Origin of the sequence: Marinobacter sp. es.048 (assembly GCF_900188435.1) — a bacterium.
GTDB lineage: Bacteria > Pseudomonadota > Gammaproteobacteria > Pseudomonadales > Oleiphilaceae > Marinobacter.
This window is the reverse complement of record NZ_FYFA01000001.1, coordinates 1,699,693-1,717,226: the sequence shown is the minus strand read 5'-3', so window position 1 is coordinate 1,717,226 and position 17,534 is coordinate 1,699,693. Positions and strand designations below refer to the sequence as shown.

Sequence of the window (17,534 nt, the reverse complement as noted above, 5' to 3'; positions counted from 1 at the left end):
TCTCCTGTCTCCACTGGATCGTTGGGCCGACAGTGTAATCGAATCGAACCCTGTTACCCACGGCAGCGCGCATTCTTGTGTTACCTTGTATATCAATATCAAACAAGGATTGAGAAAACTGGAGTCCCCGTTATGCCCACCGCCCGTTTCAGGTTATGGCCATTGAGCCTCGCATTGGCCATTGCACTGACCGGTTGCTCAGACAGCCAGACCGACCGTGGGGACGAGACCTCCGAAGCACCGAAACCGCCCGAATATCCTGTTACCTGGCGCTTCGCTCTCGAAGAGATCGAGGGTAGCGTTCAGCACGCCTATGCCGAAGCACTGAAAGAGCGTATTGAAGAGCGTTCCGACGGCAAGATCGAAGTCGATATCTTTCCCTATGGGTCTCTGGGTACCTCGGCTCAGCTTACTGAACTGGTCCGGAATGGTTCAGTCAACCTTGCCTTCGCCTCCCCGGGACATCTTGCCAACACCATCCCGGAGGTCGGCCTTTTTACCCTGCACTATATTCTGCCGGAAGACGCAGAGGTTACCCGACAGCTTCTGGCGAGCCCGGAATTGCTCGAGCTTTTCGAACCATCCTATTCCGATCAGGACATGAAACTGCTGGGCTTTGTGCCCGAAGGCTGGATGGCGTGGACCGCCAACAAAGCGCTTCGCACCCCGAAAGACTTCAATGGCCAACGGATCCGAACCATGACATCCGACATGGCCGAGGAAGCCTTTAGGGCCTATGGCGCCGAACCCAGTCAGGTCCCCTATTCTCAGGTTTACAGCGACCTGCAACTGCGCAAGATCGATGCCCAGAGCAATCCGGTTTTCGCCATCGAGGAAATGGATTTCTACGAAGTGCAGACCACCATGACCCTGGCGCGACCGGCCCAGTTCGTCGCTTCCGTGGTCTCGAATCTTGAGTGGTACAACGCCTTGCCCGAAAACCAACAACAATGGCTCGACAACGGACTCAATGACGTCGCACAGATTGCCTGGGAGACCCAGGAAGAGCTTAACCAGACTCGGCTTGAACAAATGCTGGAAGAAGGTCATATGAAGGTTGTCCGCCTCACCGATGCAGAACGTGAGGCGTTCCGGCAAGCAAGCATGCCCGTGCGCGACATCTACCTGGAACGCACGAAAGAAAGTGGCCGACGTATATTTGATCGGTTGCAGCAGCTGATCGAAGAGATGGAAGCCAACAAACCGGAGTAGGCTGCCGGATTACTCCGGCACCAGCCACCCGATATCGTGAGCCAGGTTGAGAACATCAGGCCCGGCAACATCGTTCATCATTGCGGATAACCGGGAATCAAAGCCCCAGGGCGGATTAACCACCAGCATGCCTGATCCGACCATGCCTCGCTCTGGCGGATTGTCCAGATGCACCTCACTGCACAGTATCTTGCGTGCTTCGGTATCCCTGACAGCGTCTTTCAACTGCTCCTGAAGGCCACTGGTGAGTATCGGATACCAGACAAGATAAACCCCGTGACGGCACTTTTGCCATGCTTTTCCCAGGGTTTCAGCCACCTCAACGTAATCGGATTTGATCTCGTAAGAGGGATCAATCAGCGTGAGTAGCCGCGGCTGTTTCGGTGGCAACTGCCTGAGCAGACCCGACAGGCCATCCTGCCTGAGTACGCGAACGGGTGCCTCGGAGGCCCAACCCGCCAACTGCTCGCTCTCGGCAGGATGAAGCTCGAAGAGCGTCAGTGCATCTCCGTCCCTGAGAAAATGCTGGAACCACGCAGGAGAACCGGGGTAAACGGACAGTTCTCCCTTGCCGGCATTGAATCCTGACAGCACGTCCAGAAACGGCTTCCAATCCTCGGACCGAAGTCGATCTCTGGCTCCCCAAAGCTTCTGAACGCCATGATCGGCTTCTCCGGTCTTACGGGCCCGCTCACTACGCAGGTCGTATATGGCGCTTCCGGCATGTGTGTCAAAAAAGGCAATGCCGGAGGCCTTCGCCTGCATCATGGTGTGGACCAGTGCCAGGGCCCCATGCTTCTGGACATCAGCGAAATTGCCGGCGTGGAAGGCGTGCAGATAACTCAACATACAAGAATAGCTCCCTGGTGACGGGGCCATTAAGCCCGATCACGGCTGCCCAGGGCAAGAGCACTATCTTCAATCCTGATCACACCGGTCCCTTTCCCGCTTGCGCTTTCATAAACTGGCACCCATAATACGTAACGCAAATCGTTCTTATTCGCAAATCAATTACCAGAACTTGGAGAAAGGAATGACGTCCATGTTTCGTCCAGCCCCGCTGGCATTGACAGTAACCGCTCTGCTGACTGCAGGCTGCGCTAATCATCCCTGGTCCGCCAAGGATCCTCAGCCGGCAACCAAAGCCTCAGTGGTCAATCACTACGCCGACCTGGCTCACGCCAACTATGAAGATGCCATGACCACAGCACGAGCCCTGGACGAAGCTACTGACCGGCTGATCGCCAACCCGACGGAAGCCAATCTGGCTGCTGCGAAGGAAGCCTGGCTGGCAGCCCGCGTTCCCTACCAGCAGACCGAGGTATTCCGGTTTGGCAACGCTATTGTCGATGACTGGGAGGGTCAACTGAACGCCTGGCCACTGGATGAAGGCCTGATTGACTATGTGAAGGCGGATGGATATCACCACGAACTCGGCAACTCCGGAGCAACCGCAAATATCATTGCCAGCAACAGCATTAATGTAGGCGGCGAAACGCTAAACGTGTCCTCCCTGTCTCCTTCATTGCTGGCCGACCTGAACGAAGTGGGCGGATCTGAAGCGAATGTCGCCACGGGCTACCATGCGGTTGAATTCCTTCTGTGGGGTCAGGACCTCCATGGTTTTGAAACCGGCGCCGGAAAGCGTCCGGTTACGGATTACGCGAAGGGCACCGATTGCACCAACGGGAATTGCGAGCGTCGCGGGGAATACCTGGATGCGGTAACCGACCTGCTGGTATCCGATCTGGAGTGGATGGTGGCCCAGTGGGCGCCGGGAGCTAACGACAACTATCGAACAAAACTTACCACTGCCGACGCCAATCAGGGTGTTCAGAAAATGCTGTTCGGCATGGGCTCCCTGTCCCTGGGTGAGCTGGCTGGCGAACGGATGAAGGTAGCCCTGGAGGCCAACTCCTATGAGGATGAACACGACTGCTTCAGCGATAACACCCACAACTCACATTACTACAACGGCCAGGGCATTCAGAACGTTTACACCGGCACATACCGTCGTGTAGATGGCAGCCTGGTCACGGGGCCTTCGCTTTCCGACCTGGTTGAGCAGACGAATCCCGAACTGGACGCCCGCCTGAACATCCAGCTGGACGCCTCCATGGAAGCCCTTGCAAAGATGAAGGCCCGTGCAGAGAGCAGCGAAAACCCCGTGGCGTTTGACACCATGATCGCACCGGGGAATGCCGAAGGTACCCGGATTATCAACGGCGCTATCATGGCACTGGTTGCACAGACCGGCTCTATTGAGCAGGCGGCCCGTGAGGTCGGGATTGAGGCCCTGTCTCCGGACGACGCCGGTCACGCGTTCTGAGCATGATGAGACGGCTTGCTATCATCGGTGCGCTGGCGATTGCCAGCGCACCCGTCTCGGCCCAGACCCACGCGGGCTACCCGATCCAGACATCGCCTGCCACCGGTGGCGATGGTACCGTGCACCAGTCAGACACCAACGCCTACTCGCTTCCCCAGGGCAACTTGTCCATGACCAAGCGTCTGGATTTTAGCGTCGGCAACAGTTTCTTCCGGAACCCTTGGGTGGAGGCACCGGCAAGCACCGATGCCCGTGATGGGCTTGGCCCCCTGTTCAACACCAATTCCTGCCAGGGATGTCATATCAAGGATGGTCGTGGACATCCCCCTGGTGTCGACGAACCGCCAGTTTCCCTGTTTCTGAGGCTGGCAGTTCCTGCTGACCCCGAACGGGATGCGGAGATCCTGCGCAAGCATGGTTTCAAACCGGCTCCGGTCTACGGTAGCCAGCTACAAACGGCAGCGCTTCCAGCGGCAAAGCCGGAGGCTGATCTGATCATTGAATGGACACCGGTGAAAAAGACCCTTGCAGATCGCACGGTCGTGGCACTGCGCAAGCCCGTATACCGCATCGAAAACCCGAACTACGGCCCTCTTCCTGACAACCTGCTGGTCTCGCCGAGGGTGGCACCGCAAATGATTGGCTTGGGGCTGCTAGAAGCTATCCCCATCGACGACTTGCAGGCTCTCCATGACCCTGATGATGCGGACAATAACGGCATTTCCGGAAAGCTCAACCAGGTCTGGGATCTGGCCACGGAACAGACGCTGCCCGGCCGTTTCGGCTGGAAGGCGGCGGAGCCGGATGTGCACCAGCAGAGCATGGGTGCTTTTGCGGGGGACATGGGCCTTACTTCTTCGATAAAACCCACTACCGACTGCATGCCTGAGCAGAACTGCGAGCGGTTTACCCATGGTGGCGAACCGGAGGTAAGCGACAAGGTCGCCAACTTCGTAACCTTCTATGCCAAGAGTCTCGCCGTTCCGGCCCGGCGCAATCTTGAATCCGACTCGGTTCAACAAGGAGCAAAACTGTTCAACGAAATTGGCTGCGCTGGCTGTCATACCCCGCGACACCAGACGGGTCAGGTAGCCGACCGCCCGGACCTGAGCAATCAGACTATCTGGCCCTACGCGGATCTGCTGCTCCACGATATGGGCGTGGCCCTGGCGGATGGACGTGATGAGTTCCTGGCCAATGGCAACGAATGGCGAACACCGCCGCTCTGGGGCATTGGCCTGGCCCAGGTGGTGAATCCACAGGCCGGGTTCTTGCACGACGGTCGTGCCCGCACACTGGAAGAGGCCGTACTCTGGCACGGTGGCGAGGCCCAGGCGGCGGCCGAACGCTACCGCCAGATGTCGTCGGAGGATCGTACGGCCTTGATCAACTTCCTGAATTCACTCTGAGGATCTGCCATGCAACCGATCACCAGACTACTGTGCACATCTATTCTGGCCGTGATCTCGCCTCTGGCGTGGGCAAGCGATGCCAACACCCAGGCCCCCCATCAATGGCATGAGGGCATTGCGTCCGGCTATCAGTCGCTCGCAACAGGAACGGTTGAGTTGGCCGAGTCTGCCCGGGACTACTGTGAAAAGCCCGCCAAGGACAGTCGGGCGCGCCTGCAAGCCGCCTGGCTGAATGCCTTCCTGGCCTGGCAAAGAGTGCGTTTTGTCGATTTCGGCCCGGTCGAGAACAACAATCTTTCCTGGCAGTTCCAGTTCTGGCCCGATCCAAAAAATCTGGTTGCGCGCAAAGCGTCCTACCTGATCGGAAACGAAGAACCGATCACGGCGGACGTGATCAGCCAGTCAGGCGTCGCCGTCGAGGGCTTCCCGATGATGGAATACCTGCTTTTCGATCAGCAGCTCAATGCGGGGAGCAATGCGCTGCCCGCCGCGCGGACCTGCGAACTGCTGACCAACGTCGCTCTGCACGTAAAGAGCAACAGTGAAGAGTTGATGGCTGAGTGGCAGGCTTTCAGGCCCCACTACCTGGAGACCGATCAGTACCGCGACACCACTATCCGTGCGGGGATGGCAGCGCTGGAAATCCTGGAAGAGCGCCGCCTCGGCCAACCCATGGGACTTCGCGGGAATGGCAAACGCAATCCCTACATCACGGATGCCTGGCGCAGCGGCAACACCCTGATGACTGTCGAAGCAACTGTGTCTGGCCTGCGACAGTTCTTTATGCCGGGGTTCGCTTTATCGCTCGAAGCGGAGGAGTCCGATCTGGCAGAGCGCATTCGTGAGCAATTTAACGAGGTTCAGCAAAACTTTCCCGATGCCCACCTGCCCATGTCGACGGCCCTGAAAGAAGAAGACCAGTTTCGTATCCTGCAGAACCTCTATGTTGATATTTCCCAGTTGACCACATTGGTAAATGACCAGGCGGCAGTTGCACTTGGCGTAGTAAGAGGCTTCAACTCGAGCGACGGCGACTGAGGAGACTGACGCTATGCCTTTGAACCGAAGAGACCTTCTTAAAATCTCGATTGCCAGCAGTGTTGCCGTGGGCCTTACCGGATGTTCCTTGCTTCCCCGAAAGGCCTCTGGCCAACCTGACAGCTTCGTCGGCGCCGTGGGATTAAGGGATGGCAGCTTTGGAGTTAGCGCGTTCGACCGTAGCGGCAGCATCCTCTGGCAAACGCCGGTCGAAACCCGCTGCCATAGTGGATGCAACCGGCCTCGCATGGGTGAAACCGTCTTCTTTGAGCGCCGACCCGGATGGTCGTTTTACGTGTTCGACTCAACTGCCGGCAGCAAAAAACACCGCATAGAAGCTGAAGCCGGAGAGCACTTTGTCGGCCACGGCGTGTTCTCGATGGATGGCCGCTGGCTCTACGTCACTGCCAGCCGGTACGAACAGGCTGAAGGCATTATTGCGGTCTATGACGCCGAAAGAGGTTACCTGCGAACCGATACCTTTGGCCTGACCGGTATTGGGCCCCACGAGCTGACCCTGCACCCCGATGGGGAAACCCTGGTGATCGGACTCGGGGGCATCCTGTCCCACCCGGATTACAACCGCATGAAGCTGAATCTGGATACCATGGATCCCGCCCTGCTGCTGATGGATCGTCATTTCGGCAACATCGTTGGCCGCTTCAAGCCACCTCACCATCACCAAAGCGCCCGCCATGTAAGCGTCAGCGGCAGTGGCCGCGTTTATGTGGCCTATCAACACCAGGGCCCGCTGTACGAAACGCCGTCCTTGTTGGCGCAACTTGAAAAGGGACAACTTCGGGAATACCGGTTCGACGAGGATACCCAGAGAGCTCTGGCCAACTACATTGCCAGCGTGGTTGCCCATCCCGAAAACGATCTCGTGGCCGCAGCTTCGCCTGTTGGTAGCACGGCCATCATCTTCCGGGGCAGCACCGGAGAGCTGGTCAACTGCGTCACCATAGCTGATTGCGCCGGCATCCAGGCCATTGCCGGGGGCGACTTTCTGGTCTCGTCAGGCCGAGGAAAGCTGGTTCGGCTCGGGGCCGGCAGAACGGCTAGAGAACTCGCAGATCTCCCCGTTCACTGGGACCACCATCTGGTCTGATTGCTCGCAGCTGACGTAATCCGGACTTAAGGATATCTGGCCACACTGTTATCCTTTCCAATTACTTTTCCGGAGGATAGCAGTTTGCCCGAGAGCAGAAAGGACACCATTGACCAGCTTTACAGCCTGATTGCCAACGAAGAAGATGCACGGGTCTGCAAAGACATTCCTGAGGAAGCCTGTCGCGAGGTACCCCGTAATTTCTTCCTGATTCTCGCCAGTAACGTGCTGACTAAATTGGGCGATCTGCTCATCAGCCCAAAAACGGTGTTGGCCTGGTTAATGAGTGCCATCGGTGCACCCGCCCTGGTGGCCTGGCTCGTGCCCATCCGGGAATCCGGTTCCCTGGTACCACAAATGGTCATTGCGGCCTGGGTGCGCCGCAAACCTGTTCGCAAGTGGTTCTGGACGCTGGGAAGTTTCGGCCAGGCCGCCAGCGTTATCGCTATGGCAGCCAGTATCTGGTTTCTTGAGGATTATGCAGCCGGCTCGGGGATAATTGCCGCCCTGATCGTATTTTCCCTGGCCCGTGGCTTCTGCTCCGTATCCATGAAAGACGTTCAGGGCAAATGTATTCCGAAAACCCGCCGGGGGAGGCTTGGCGGGCTGGCGTCCACGATCGGCGGCATGGCCACTGTAGTCCTGACAGGACTTCTGTTCTGGGAACGTGGCGACCCAACTATTGCCTTCTACACAGTGCTGCTGCTTCTGGCCGGTGTGCTCTGGGTGATTGCCGGTTTTCTCTTTGCCGGAGTGGAGGAGTATGAAGGTGAAACCGGTGGTGGCGGAAACGCAATCAACGAGGCGTTCCGGAGCCTTTCCCTGCTCCGCGATGATGTTCCCTTCAGAAACTTTGTAATCACCCGGGCGCTGTTGCTGTGCTCGGCCCTGGCGTCGCCTTACTTCGTGGTCCTGGCGCAAAAAGAATCCGACATTGGCTGGATGCTGGGTATTTTCCTGCTGGCGAGCAGCCTGGCCAGTTCGCTAAGTGCCAGCTTCTGGGGCTGGGCTGCAGACACTTCCAGCCGTAGAGTCATGATCCGTGGTGCCGCGATGGCCAGCGGTGTTTGCCTGATCGTCGGTTTTACCGCGCTCTTTATCGGGACGGAAATTGGCAGCGTCTGGTTCTACCCGGTCGCCTTCTTTGTCCTGAGTATCGCCCATGCGGGCGTAAGGCTCGGTCGTAAAACCTATCTGGTGGATATGGCAGGGGGTAACAAGCGCACCGATTACACGGCAGTGAGCAACACAGTCATTGGTGTTCTTCTGCTGGTTACCGGCGGCCTGACAGCCCTCGTATCCATGATCTCGGAAGTGGCGGTCATTATTGTTCTGGGCCTGATGGGCCTGGCGGGGATGTTCAGTGCGATACGGCTAGAGGAAGTTACGGAAGACTGATTAAAGGCGCCTGATCAGGAAGGCGCCTTGCCATCATTCAGGGCGAGCGCCCCTTTCACAATCCGGTAGATAATCCAGATCGAAATACCGAGGATGATGAACCAGCCGATGATCAGTGGCGTGGTGACAATACCGATCACGGTCCAGAGCAGACCTATCCAGAACGTACGAATCTGCCAGCGGAAATGCCTTTCCACCCAAGTGTTACGCACATCATCCAGTTTGACGTAATTGATGATCACGCCAACCAGACCAGTGATCCCACCCACGAAAAAGGATAGCGCCTGCAGGATGTAGACCACCACCGCCAGGTTACGGGCGGGGTCTGAGCGTCGGGACGCGGGGTCCGAATCGGCAGGAATAAATTCCGGTTCAGCCAAGATGGTTCTCCTGTTTCATGATTACCCGGAGTCTACCACAGCCTCCGCGGCCGGAAATTCCCGGGCGGTCAGTGATTATCCGGACGATAACCCACACGGAATCCACCCCAGTGTTTGCCATTCACATAGATTGGCACAGAGAGGTCATGCATGATTTCGCCGGTATCCCGACGATAAGTTTGCAAGAGCATGTTTTCTGTATGCTGACCACAGCGAATACCGGTACGGTCGTTGAACAGCCGCTTGCTCCTGCTCTTGACCAGATCCACCTTGGGATCTCCGGTTGGCGCGTGGGCGAAATCGCGGTTGTGGGTGGGCACATATCCGTCGGGGGCAGCGGCAATGGCAAAGACAATCGCCTCGTGAGCATTTTTCACCTGCTCCTGAATGGCAGGCAGATATTGGTCGGTAAACTTGTCAAAGGTGCTGGAGTATTTTGGCGGGTGAGTATTCGGGATCGGCGTACGGGCCTTGTCGAACAGCGCCTTTTCGGAGAGTTTGCCGTCGCGTATGGCCTGCTCGAACATCTGACCAATCTGGTCTGCGCCGGCTCTGGCCTGATCGAAGAACGGCCGGTGATAACTGGCTTCGCTGTTCAATGCGAATGACGCGTTGGCTTTTTCAGCAAGCTCCATCAGCGTCGCCGCCTGCTCTGCAAGCGATGAAACACTGGTATCGCTTTCGGAAATCTGGTCGCGCACTGTTTCAATTGCGGAGAAAACCTGGACCAGACTCTGCTCGTTGTTCTGGTCAATCTCGGCTATCCGCGCGACCTGCTGCTGTACACGTTCCGACTGATCGCTGATCTGTTCCAACCTCTCCCCAACGCTCTCCACCGAATTCAGCCCCTCCTCGATGCTTCGGGCCAGGTCTTCAATACGGGAGACGATCAGCGTAGTGTCTGAGCGTATTTCCTCCAGGGTTTCTGCGACTTCACCGGTTGCCTGGGCGGTCCGACCAGCGAGCTGGCGTACTTCATCGGCGACGACCGCGAACCCGCGCCCTTGGTCACCAGCCCTCGCCGCCTCAATGGCGGCATTGAGTGCAAGCAGATTGGTCTGTTCAGCGATACCCTGGATGGTGGTGGTCACACCCTGGATCTTGTTGGACTTCTCGTTCAGCTCCTGGATCAGCCGCAGGTTTTCCCCGGACTGCTGGTGCACCGCCCTAACACTGTCGATGGCGGAGATCAGGGCTTCACGACCCTCGGTGCTTACCTGTTTGTTCTGCAGCGCCATGGTGGCTGCCTCGGTGGCCTGCTCCGAGGATTCCCGCACGGTTTCAGTAATCTGCCCCGCGTAATCGGCCATTTGCGCAGTTTCTTCAACCTGGCGATCCAACCGCAGCTTCAACTGGTCGGCCGCGAAAGACACCTGGGCGGCGGAGATCGCGTTCCTGTCAGCGCTACCGGAAAGCGTTTCGACGAGCGCGCGCCCCGCCCTCGCATCGGCTAATAGCCGGTGACATTGAGCATGCAGCGGATGATCGTCAGCCAGGGTGCCGTCATTCAAGGCCTTGAGGCCACGCTCAGTCGGCTCCAGGACGCGAACAATCATGAATCCGCCGGCAGCCACGAGACCTACGACAAGCCCTATGAGCAGTGAGGTAATTTCAAGACCTAGCAAAGGAGCCACCGCTGCGCAGACGACTGCAAGAAGTCCGGCAACCGCCGCCCCCCATGAAATTGAAGCCCTGTCCAGTAACCCCATGGAAACCTCTTCTTTTTTGTTGTTTCTGCAAGCATCTTGTTATTAAAGGCCATTGTGGAGACTAAAGAATTGACATGAGTTTATAACTCATACTTTAGTGTATTTAATAACTATATCGGCGGGGAACAGAGTTTCTGAAACAAAAAACCGCAAACCCGACTCACTCTGTTACCGAGTGGGCCGGGTTTGCGGTGTTCTCAGCCTGAGCAGAAAACGGTGTATTGATTACCAGTCCAGGCGGATATCCCAGTGGTTCACCCTGCTACCAGCCTCAAGCGGCGGCGCTTTTTCGGGATCAACGTCCCTGAACACGTTTTTCGCGGGTACAACCGTGGCGTCACGACCGTACACAAAACTCTGCTCATCGACGATGACTTTGTAGGCTTTGTTCAGTGCGAGTGCCCGCTCCCGGCTTGGGGTGATCAGGGTATAAACATCCGCTGCCACGACCTCTGCCGTTTTTACCGAACCATCCTCATTAAACCAGCGGGCGTTCATTTCCGGGTTTTCGCGGAACTCGTTGCCACCGCCTACACGTTCAAGGTACTGCAAGATTTCGCCCTTTTTCTCACCACGGTTTGGCGCATCAATCATACCTTTCAGGTCAATGTAGCCCCAGCCACCGGCGCCGGTTACCTTCCTTGGAAACGCAAAGGTCTGGTCAACGGTGGTGCCAATCGTGCCGTGGCATCCCATACAAAACATCTGCTCCTGGTAAGTCTGTTTTCTCAGTTCCCCGTCACCGTCTTCAATGAAACCGAGGACCTCCCAGCCCATTCCGTTATTCAGACCTTTATCGCCATGATCTGAATAAACCGGCAGGTTGCCATCGATTTTCTCCTGCCGCTCATTACCGTACAGGGAAGCCAGTTCCGCTACCGAGTAATGTTTTACCTTTTTCATGTACCGAACTTCCTTCATTCGTTTTGAAGGGACAATGTCGTCGCCGTCGAAACCGATGTAACGCACGGTATGAATAAACTGGGTGCCCTCCGGATAAGACATCTGCTCGACTTTCTGGCCGGAAGCTGCGCCAACATACTTAGGCCTGGCTGCAATGCTTGTGACTTCGGAAAGAACCCCGTCACTGTTCAGGTCTGCACACACGCTGTTTTCATCAATCGGTGGCGTGGATATGTTGGACAGGTCCTTCATCGCCATTTCGAGCAGGGCGAGATTGGTAAAATACACGTCCCGGGAAAACTCATTGGCATCATCACCACAAGAAGCCATGCGGAAAGCTTCGGGCAACCGGATGATTACATCGTCGGTAGAACCATTGGTTGGCCAGAAGGTACTGGGAAGAGGTTTGTAGTTGAAGGCCACCCATCCACTGCCGTCTCTCGCCAAGCCATAGTCGTCGAAGGCGGCAGCCCCCTCTGCCAGGTCTTCAATCGCTGGAACCGGGCCAGACCAGTTCTCGTCCTCCTGCAAGCGTTCGATGAAACCGCTGTAGTTATCTTCCTCGACGTAATCTTCAATTTCGTCATTGCTGATTTCGGCAATCTCGTCACGACGGTCCACGAACAGGTTGGACCAATGATTATGAACACCCAGGTCCGAGAAATTGTAATCCCCTTGGAGGAACCCATCGGCCATGCTGTTGGGCCGCTTCGTATCCGAATAGGTTTGATGGCAGGTGTAGCAGGGATTGTTAACGCCCTCGGTTTTGGTATAGCACTGTGGCGGAATCACGGCTTCCCGGTTATAGAGGGTATCCGCTGCAATTGCCGGGCGTGCCGGCTCATCGGTAGTCGACTCATAGTCATCAGGGACCACGACAGCCGGCATGTCATCGTCGCCACAGCCGGCCAACAGGACGGCATGTCCGACTAGAATTGAGTAAAAAACGCGCTTCATGATTTGCCCCATCTCCAGACGCAAAAGGGGGAGGCCAAACGGCCTCCCCTGATTTCCCCAACAAACAGCAGCTGATCAGGCTTCCGGATCAAACAGCCAAAGCATGTTGTTCTCATGCTCACCGGTATCCTCGCCAATCAGTACCCGACCGTCCCGAAGAACAAGCAGGTTATCCGGCTCGGAAATGTTGTCAGCGCTGCAGTTGTTGGCGGTTGCGCTTTCGTCGTAGGGGCCGCCCACGATGGCCGGTACCATTCGGGTGATGTCGAAAGTAGAAGACAGCGGCATCTGGTAGACCACACCGCAATCACCATTGGTGTCATCCAACTGGATGTCGCCTACATCATCGCCCATGGTTTTGTTGAAGTTTGCCATGGCCATATAGGCATAAGGAACAGATCCGTCCTTGGCCCCTTCCAGGTTGATGTTTACGCCTTCCATCTTGCGGAACTCGGCCGTGGCGCCCAGTGCTGCAGCCGCCTTGCGGGACTCGAGAAATGCAACCCGGTCATCCGCTGCGCTCTCGACCGTTCCGTCGCCATCGAGATCCTGGTTCAGTTTCCCTTCTGCCCAGTCGTTGATCTCGTCATCGGAGATATAGTTGGTGCTGCCATCTACGAAGTCGGTCTGGTCAATACCGTCGTAATCGCTCACCCACCCCTCAATTGTGGCATTGTCGCCCGAAGCCAACTCGATCCACTCAAGGTCAAAGCCAGCGACAGCCGGATCGTTTGAGTCATCCTGCGTCGCTTTGGCGGCAAAGAGTGTGCCACTGGACAAGTCGCCAGCAGTGTCCGCCACGAACTTAAAAAAGACGGTACCTGTGCCGTCATCGCTCAGGTAGACCGTTTTCTCATCGGGCATGACAACGGCGTTTTCATGGGAGAAACGCCCCAGAGCCCGCATTTTCACCGGTACGGGTTGCGCAGCCGTCGGCTCGGTAATCTCAACAATGTAACCGTAATCATAGGGATTAGGGTAAGTGCCACCCAAGTACTCCTGCAGACGTTCGATGCCGCTGATGTACTGATAGCTGCCATTGTTCCAGTCGGACGTATCGTCAAAGTAGAGTTCTTCAGAGGTAAGCGGTGTACCCCATGGAGAAAGCGTACCGAAACAGTTCACCCAGGTTCCGGAGACGGGACCAAAATCAATCATCATTACGTCGTTGTCGACGACGTTCCAGTTGCCGTTGTCATCCTTACGGATTTTCATACGGCTCATACCGCCCGGGCGATCCTCCCAATTGGTGAACAGGTAGCCCTCGCCAGCATCCGTGCTTATAAAGGCGTTGAAATCCGGATCATTGGATACCTTGATAGTTTCTGTGCCATCCATGGTGTTGATCGCACCCATGCCCCCCGTCGGTGCACCAGCCCATGCATCGCCATTCTGGGCGAGTACATCGTAGGAACCAATAGCTGTGCGAACCAGTTCCTTTTCCTCCTCACTCGCGGGCATGGAAAGCTCGTTAAAACCCATGTCCTCAGCGGAAAAGTCGGCGTTGCGCACCACGCCGACGGCAGCGGCAGAGAAAATCTTGCCATCCGCATCTGCCACAGTGTTGCTGTCAGACGGATGCTGCACGTTGAAGAACAGGTCCCCTTCCTCAGAAAGGAACAGACCGGTGACCTCGGCACCAAGCGGTACGGTGGCCAGGCGGGTCAGCTGCTGATTGTCCGAATCATAGGTGCTCGTCTCCGCGGACGAGTTATCGTCATCATCCGAGCAGCCGGCCACGAACGCAGTACCGGCAACTGCCAGCGCCAACGCGGAGAGCTTAAAAAGAGATTTTCCATTTTTCTGATACATAGTCGTTACCCTACTTGGTCTCAATCAGGTGTTATTGCTCTGAGACTCAGAGAGTGGACGGTTTGTGTTTCACTTAGGTTTACGAGCCGTTACCAACCTGTGACGTTTTGGAGACAACCTCGGGGTGGGCCAACAAGCAATCAAACTGTAATACCCGTCCGGATATAGTGACGCCTGTCAAAGGCTTATCTCAGGGTATACTTCCATCCATGCAACAGGTTTTTGAAGCCAAAACACATGCCCACTCACTTCGCGAGCCGGATGCTCTCAGGGATTGCACGCCGACGGATGTAGTTGGTTCGACACCCCGGGAGGCAGTTCAGGTAACGCTGTTGGGGATGGCCGTTGATGTATTACTGGGGGCAGCAAAAATTGTCGCCGGCAGTGTATCGGGAAGCCACGCTCTGGTGGCCGATGGAGTTCACTCATTCTCCGACGCGGTCACCGACATCATGGTCATCATCATGATGCGGTACTCACGGCAACCGCCCGACAATGACCATCCCTATGGCCACGAACGGTTCGAGACCCTCGGCACTGTCATGATGGGGTGTCTGCTGGTAGCCGTTTCCCTCAGACTAGCCCTGGACAACATCCGGGCCTGGCTGGAAGGTTCGTCAGCAATCGAAACCGGTTGGCTGGCTGTGACCATTGCCATCCTGTCGATCGCCTCCAAAGAGTGGCTGTTCCGGTATACCAAACGGGTGGGTGAACAAATCCGGTCAGAGCTTATTGTCTCCAATGCATGGCACAGCCGGACCGATGCCATTTCTTCAGCCATCGTCCTGATTGCCATTGTCGGAGCCTCGGCAGGCCTGGAATGGCTGGATTTCGTTGCAGCCATCGCCGTGGCGGCCGCAATCGGAAAAATAGGGCTGGGGATGGCACTTGATAACATCAAAGAGCTTGTCGACACAGCCATAGCACCCGACAAGCGCTCCCGACTGCTTACTCTGATGGAGCAGCACCCAATGCTGGACAATGTGCATTCACTCAGGAGCCGTCGTATGGGAAAAAAATACTTGGTGGAATGTGTTGTTGACTTGCCAGGACATCTAACTATTCAGGAAGGTTCGGGCGTCATTGAGGAAGTCAGGGCAAAAGTCATGAGTGTTTTTCCGGAAATAAGGGAGTTCAGTTTAAGGGTAGAGGTCTCCCCTACCCGTTAACAGTACAAGGCGCCTACTGGGTGGCTTCTTCGTAGCCTTCTTCGATTGAATCGCCGGCTTCTTCGGCAGCGTCGCCCATTGCTTCACCGGCCTCTTCTGCCCCTTCCTGTAACTCGCCCATGGCACTTTCATCCTGGCCGGTGGCTTCTTCCAGGGTTTCCTCGGTGGAATCAGCCGCGTCTTCCATCATCTCTCCGGCGTTATCAGCAGCCTGCTCGACATCCACTCCTTCGTTGTCTTCTGAACTGCAGGCGGCAAGGCCGAATGTGAAAACCATCAAAAGCGCACTCAATGTGAGCTTGTTCATAACATATCCCTCTGTTGGCAAGTATTTACAACGGGGCACAGAGTACGGCGAGCACGGACCCAGGGCAATTACCGGGCGATTACCCTTTCGTTAACCGGCTCTGTCCGAGAGCAGCTGGCCGTCAATGGTAATCACGTGATCGAACGGAAGCATCGTCCCCCGCCCAAGTAGCAGAAAGTCCTGGCCGGCCCGGCTGAAGAGCTCGCGAATGACATCATGAACCAGGCAGATCTGGCCGGCGCTGTCGCGGTACACCACTTCGGTCAACCTGCCGGAAGACAGGTACTCACGAAGCATCCCCTGAACAGAGTATGAAGCAGTGGCAGACGAAGGGTTAGTCATGGCTGATTCTTCCTTGTGATCAGGCTCTTCTTGTCTAAGTGAGTCTGGCCCAGAAACCTGCTTTCTGCCAAAGAAATGGTGTTTGTCATTTTGAGCCAAGGTTCCATGGGTCCTTCGACGACCGTTGCATTGTTCGATTGTCCGACATAAATTGCAGGTACGCGCACTGCAAGGGAGAAAACAATGAACGCCAAAACCCCAGATAACCTGCAATCACACAAAATCTCAGCGCCTGCTGAACAAGACGCCCCTAGCAACTGGAAAGACCCGAAGCGCTACATGTGGCTACTCGGTCCCGCACTGCCAGGAATCGGACTGGCCGCACTGACCGGTTATGCCCTGGCTCCAAAAAAACTGAAAGCCCTGGCATGGACTGGCCCGGCGCTGGTACACGGCATCATCCCTGCCCTGGATCGGGCCATCGGCGAGGATAAGAGCAATCCACCGGAATCGGCGGTGAAGACACTGGAGCAGGACAAGTACTACGACCGGATTGTGAAAGCGTTTATTCCGACCCAGTACGCCATGACCTTCATGGGTGCCTGGCTTGCCAGCCGCAAAAGCACGCCCCTGGATGACAAGATAGGGCTCACGCTGACGGTTGGCGCCATCAATGGCGTCGGGATCAATACCGCCCATGAGCTAGGCCACAAATCCAACAAAATGAACAAGTTGCTGGCAATGGCAGCCCTGGCGCCCACCGGCTACACCCACTTCGTTGTTGAGCACAATTTTGGTCATCACAAGCGAGTAGCCACGCCGGAGGATCCCGCCAGCAGCCGTATGGGTGAGAGTTTCTGGAAGTTCCTGCCGCGCACAGTGCTCGGTGGCATCAAATCATCCATCAAAATCGAGAAGGCGAGGCTTGCCCGCAAGGGCAAGACCTTCTGGAGCCTGGACAACGAGCTGCTGCAGGGATGGGCTATGAGCGCCGGGTTCTTTGGCGCGACAACGCTGGTTTGCGGCCCAAGAGCGGTTCCGTTCCTGGCGGCCCAGGCGGTTTACGGTGCCAGCTTGCTGGAGAGTGTGAACTACATTGAGCACTATGGTCTGCTGCGTCAGAAGGACAAGCATGGCAAGTATGTGCGCACGCAACCAGAGCACAGCTGGAACAGCAACCACATTGTGACCAATCTGTTCCTGTATCAGCTGCAACGACATTCCGATCATCATGCGCATCCTCAGCGCAGCTACCAGGCTCTGAGGCATTTCGAGAAGGCACCACAGTTACCCGGCGGTTATGCCTCAATGCTGCTGCCAGCCTACCTGCCACAGTGGTGGTACGAAACCATGGACAAGCGGGTGATTGATCACTACGAAGGGGATCTGAGCAAAATCAACTGGGATCCGGATCGGAAGGAGGAGCTGATGGCCAAGTATGCGGATTATGCTGCGGAGGTAGGGGTCGAAGCGAAGGCTCGTCGGGAATCCGAGAATTCCGAAGCCGCCTGAATTCTT

15 protein-coding genes are annotated in these 17,534 nt (G+C 56.3%); 8 read left to right on the top strand and 7 right to left on the bottom strand.

Annotated elements, in window-relative coordinates; all coding sequences use genetic code 11:
* The first annotated feature begins 132 nt into the window (after positions 1 to 132).
* Complete coding sequence (gene dctP / locus CFT65_RS07970) at positions 133 to 1,212, top strand: TRAP transporter substrate-binding protein DctP (RefSeq protein WP_088827529.1); 1,080 nt, start codon at positions 133 to 135, stop codon at positions 1,210 to 1,212.
* A gap of 9 nt (positions 1,213 to 1,221) precedes the next feature.
* Here the strand turns inward: dctP and CFT65_RS07965 are convergent, their stop codons facing one another.
* Positions 1,222 to 2,061, bottom strand: a complete 840-nt coding sequence (locus tag CFT65_RS07965; protein ID WP_088827528.1) for a 23S rRNA (adenine(2030)-N(6))-methyltransferase RlmJ — start codon at positions 2,059 to 2,061, stop codon at positions 1,222 to 1,224.
* Between the two features lie 184 nt (positions 2,062 to 2,245).
* On the opposite strand from CFT65_RS07965, the gene CFT65_RS07960 reads away from it, so the two are divergent.
* From CFT65_RS07960 to CFT65_RS07940, 5 genes are all read left to right on the top strand, one after another.
* Entirely contained in the window at positions 2,246 to 3,541 is a 1,296-nt protein-coding gene (locus CFT65_RS07960) for an imelysin family protein (protein ID WP_172408438.1), read from the top strand.
* Between the two features lie 2 nt (positions 3,542 to 3,543).
* Positions 3,544 to 4,950: a di-heme oxidoredictase family protein gene (locus CFT65_RS07955; RefSeq protein ID WP_088827526.1), complete on the top strand. Its 1,407-nt coding sequence runs from the start codon at positions 3,544 to 3,546 to the stop codon at positions 4,948 to 4,950.
* Positions 4,951 to 4,959: 9 nt separating this feature from the next.
* The gene (locus CFT65_RS07950; protein ID WP_088827525.1) at positions 4,960 to 5,991 is read left to right on the top strand and encodes an imelysin family protein; all 1,032 of its coding nucleotides are present in this window, start codon (positions 4,960 to 4,962) and stop codon (positions 5,989 to 5,991) included.
* Positions 5,992 to 6,004: 13 nt separating this feature from the next.
* Entirely contained in the window at positions 6,005 to 7,099 is a 1,095-nt protein-coding gene (locus CFT65_RS07945; RefSeq protein WP_088827524.1) for a DUF1513 domain-containing protein, read from the top strand.
* A gap of 84 nt (positions 7,100 to 7,183) precedes the next feature.
* Positions 7,184 to 8,497: an MFS transporter gene (locus CFT65_RS07940; protein ID WP_088827523.1), complete on the top strand. Its 1,314-nt coding sequence runs from the start codon at positions 7,184 to 7,186 to the stop codon at positions 8,495 to 8,497.
* Between the two features lie 14 nt (positions 8,498 to 8,511).
* Here CFT65_RS07940 and CFT65_RS07935 read toward each other — a convergent pair whose 3' ends face one another.
* The 4 genes from CFT65_RS07935 to CFT65_RS07920 all read right to left on the bottom strand — a co-directional run bounded on the left by CFT65_RS07935 (position 8,512) and on the right by CFT65_RS07920 (position 14,258).
* Positions 8,512 to 8,877, bottom strand: coding sequence for a DUF4870 family protein (locus tag CFT65_RS07935; protein WP_088827522.1), 366 nt, complete (start codon positions 8,875 to 8,877; stop codon positions 8,512 to 8,514).
* A gap of 68 nt (positions 8,878 to 8,945) precedes the next feature.
* Positions 8,946 to 10,586 carry a methyl-accepting chemotaxis protein gene (locus CFT65_RS07930; RefSeq protein ID WP_088827521.1) on the bottom strand — a complete coding sequence of 547 codons (1,641 nt, stop codon included), beginning with the start codon at positions 10,584 to 10,586 and terminating at the stop codon, positions 8,946 to 8,948.
* Between the two features lie 225 nt (positions 10,587 to 10,811).
* The gene (locus CFT65_RS07925; RefSeq protein ID WP_088827520.1) at positions 10,812 to 12,446 is read right to left on the bottom strand and encodes a hypothetical protein; all 1,635 of its coding nucleotides are present in this window, start codon (positions 12,444 to 12,446) and stop codon (positions 10,812 to 10,814) included.
* A gap of 75 nt (positions 12,447 to 12,521) precedes the next feature.
* On the bottom strand, positions 12,522 to 14,258 hold the full coding sequence (locus CFT65_RS07920; protein ID WP_088827519.1) for an alkaline phosphatase PhoX: 1,737 nt from the start codon (positions 14,256 to 14,258) through the stop codon (positions 12,522 to 12,524).
* Between the two features lie 209 nt (positions 14,259 to 14,467).
* Between CFT65_RS07920 and CFT65_RS07915 the strand changes: the two genes are divergently transcribed.
* Positions 14,468 to 15,427: a cation diffusion facilitator family transporter gene (locus tag CFT65_RS07915; RefSeq protein WP_088827518.1), complete on the top strand. Its 960-nt coding sequence runs from the start codon at positions 14,468 to 14,470 to the stop codon at positions 15,425 to 15,427.
* A gap of 13 nt (positions 15,428 to 15,440) precedes the next feature.
* Here CFT65_RS07915 and CFT65_RS07910 read toward each other — a convergent pair whose 3' ends face one another.
* Positions 15,441 to 15,734: a hypothetical protein gene (locus CFT65_RS07910; RefSeq protein ID WP_088827517.1), complete on the bottom strand. Its 294-nt coding sequence runs from the start codon at positions 15,732 to 15,734 to the stop codon at positions 15,441 to 15,443.
* A 90-nt stretch (positions 15,735 to 15,824) separates the two neighbouring features.
* Positions 15,825 to 16,076 (bottom strand): hypothetical protein, encoded by a 252-nt coding sequence (locus tag CFT65_RS07905; protein ID WP_088827516.1) that lies wholly within the window; start codon positions 16,074 to 16,076, stop codon positions 15,825 to 15,827.
* A 183-nt stretch (positions 16,077 to 16,259) separates the two neighbouring features.
* Here CFT65_RS07905 and CFT65_RS07900 point away from each other — a divergent pair, with 183 nt between their 5' ends.
* Positions 16,260 to 17,528: an alkane 1-monooxygenase gene (locus CFT65_RS07900; RefSeq protein WP_088827515.1), complete on the top strand. Its 1,269-nt coding sequence runs from the start codon at positions 16,260 to 16,262 to the stop codon at positions 17,526 to 17,528.
* Positions 17,529 to 17,534 lie beyond the last annotated feature (6 nt).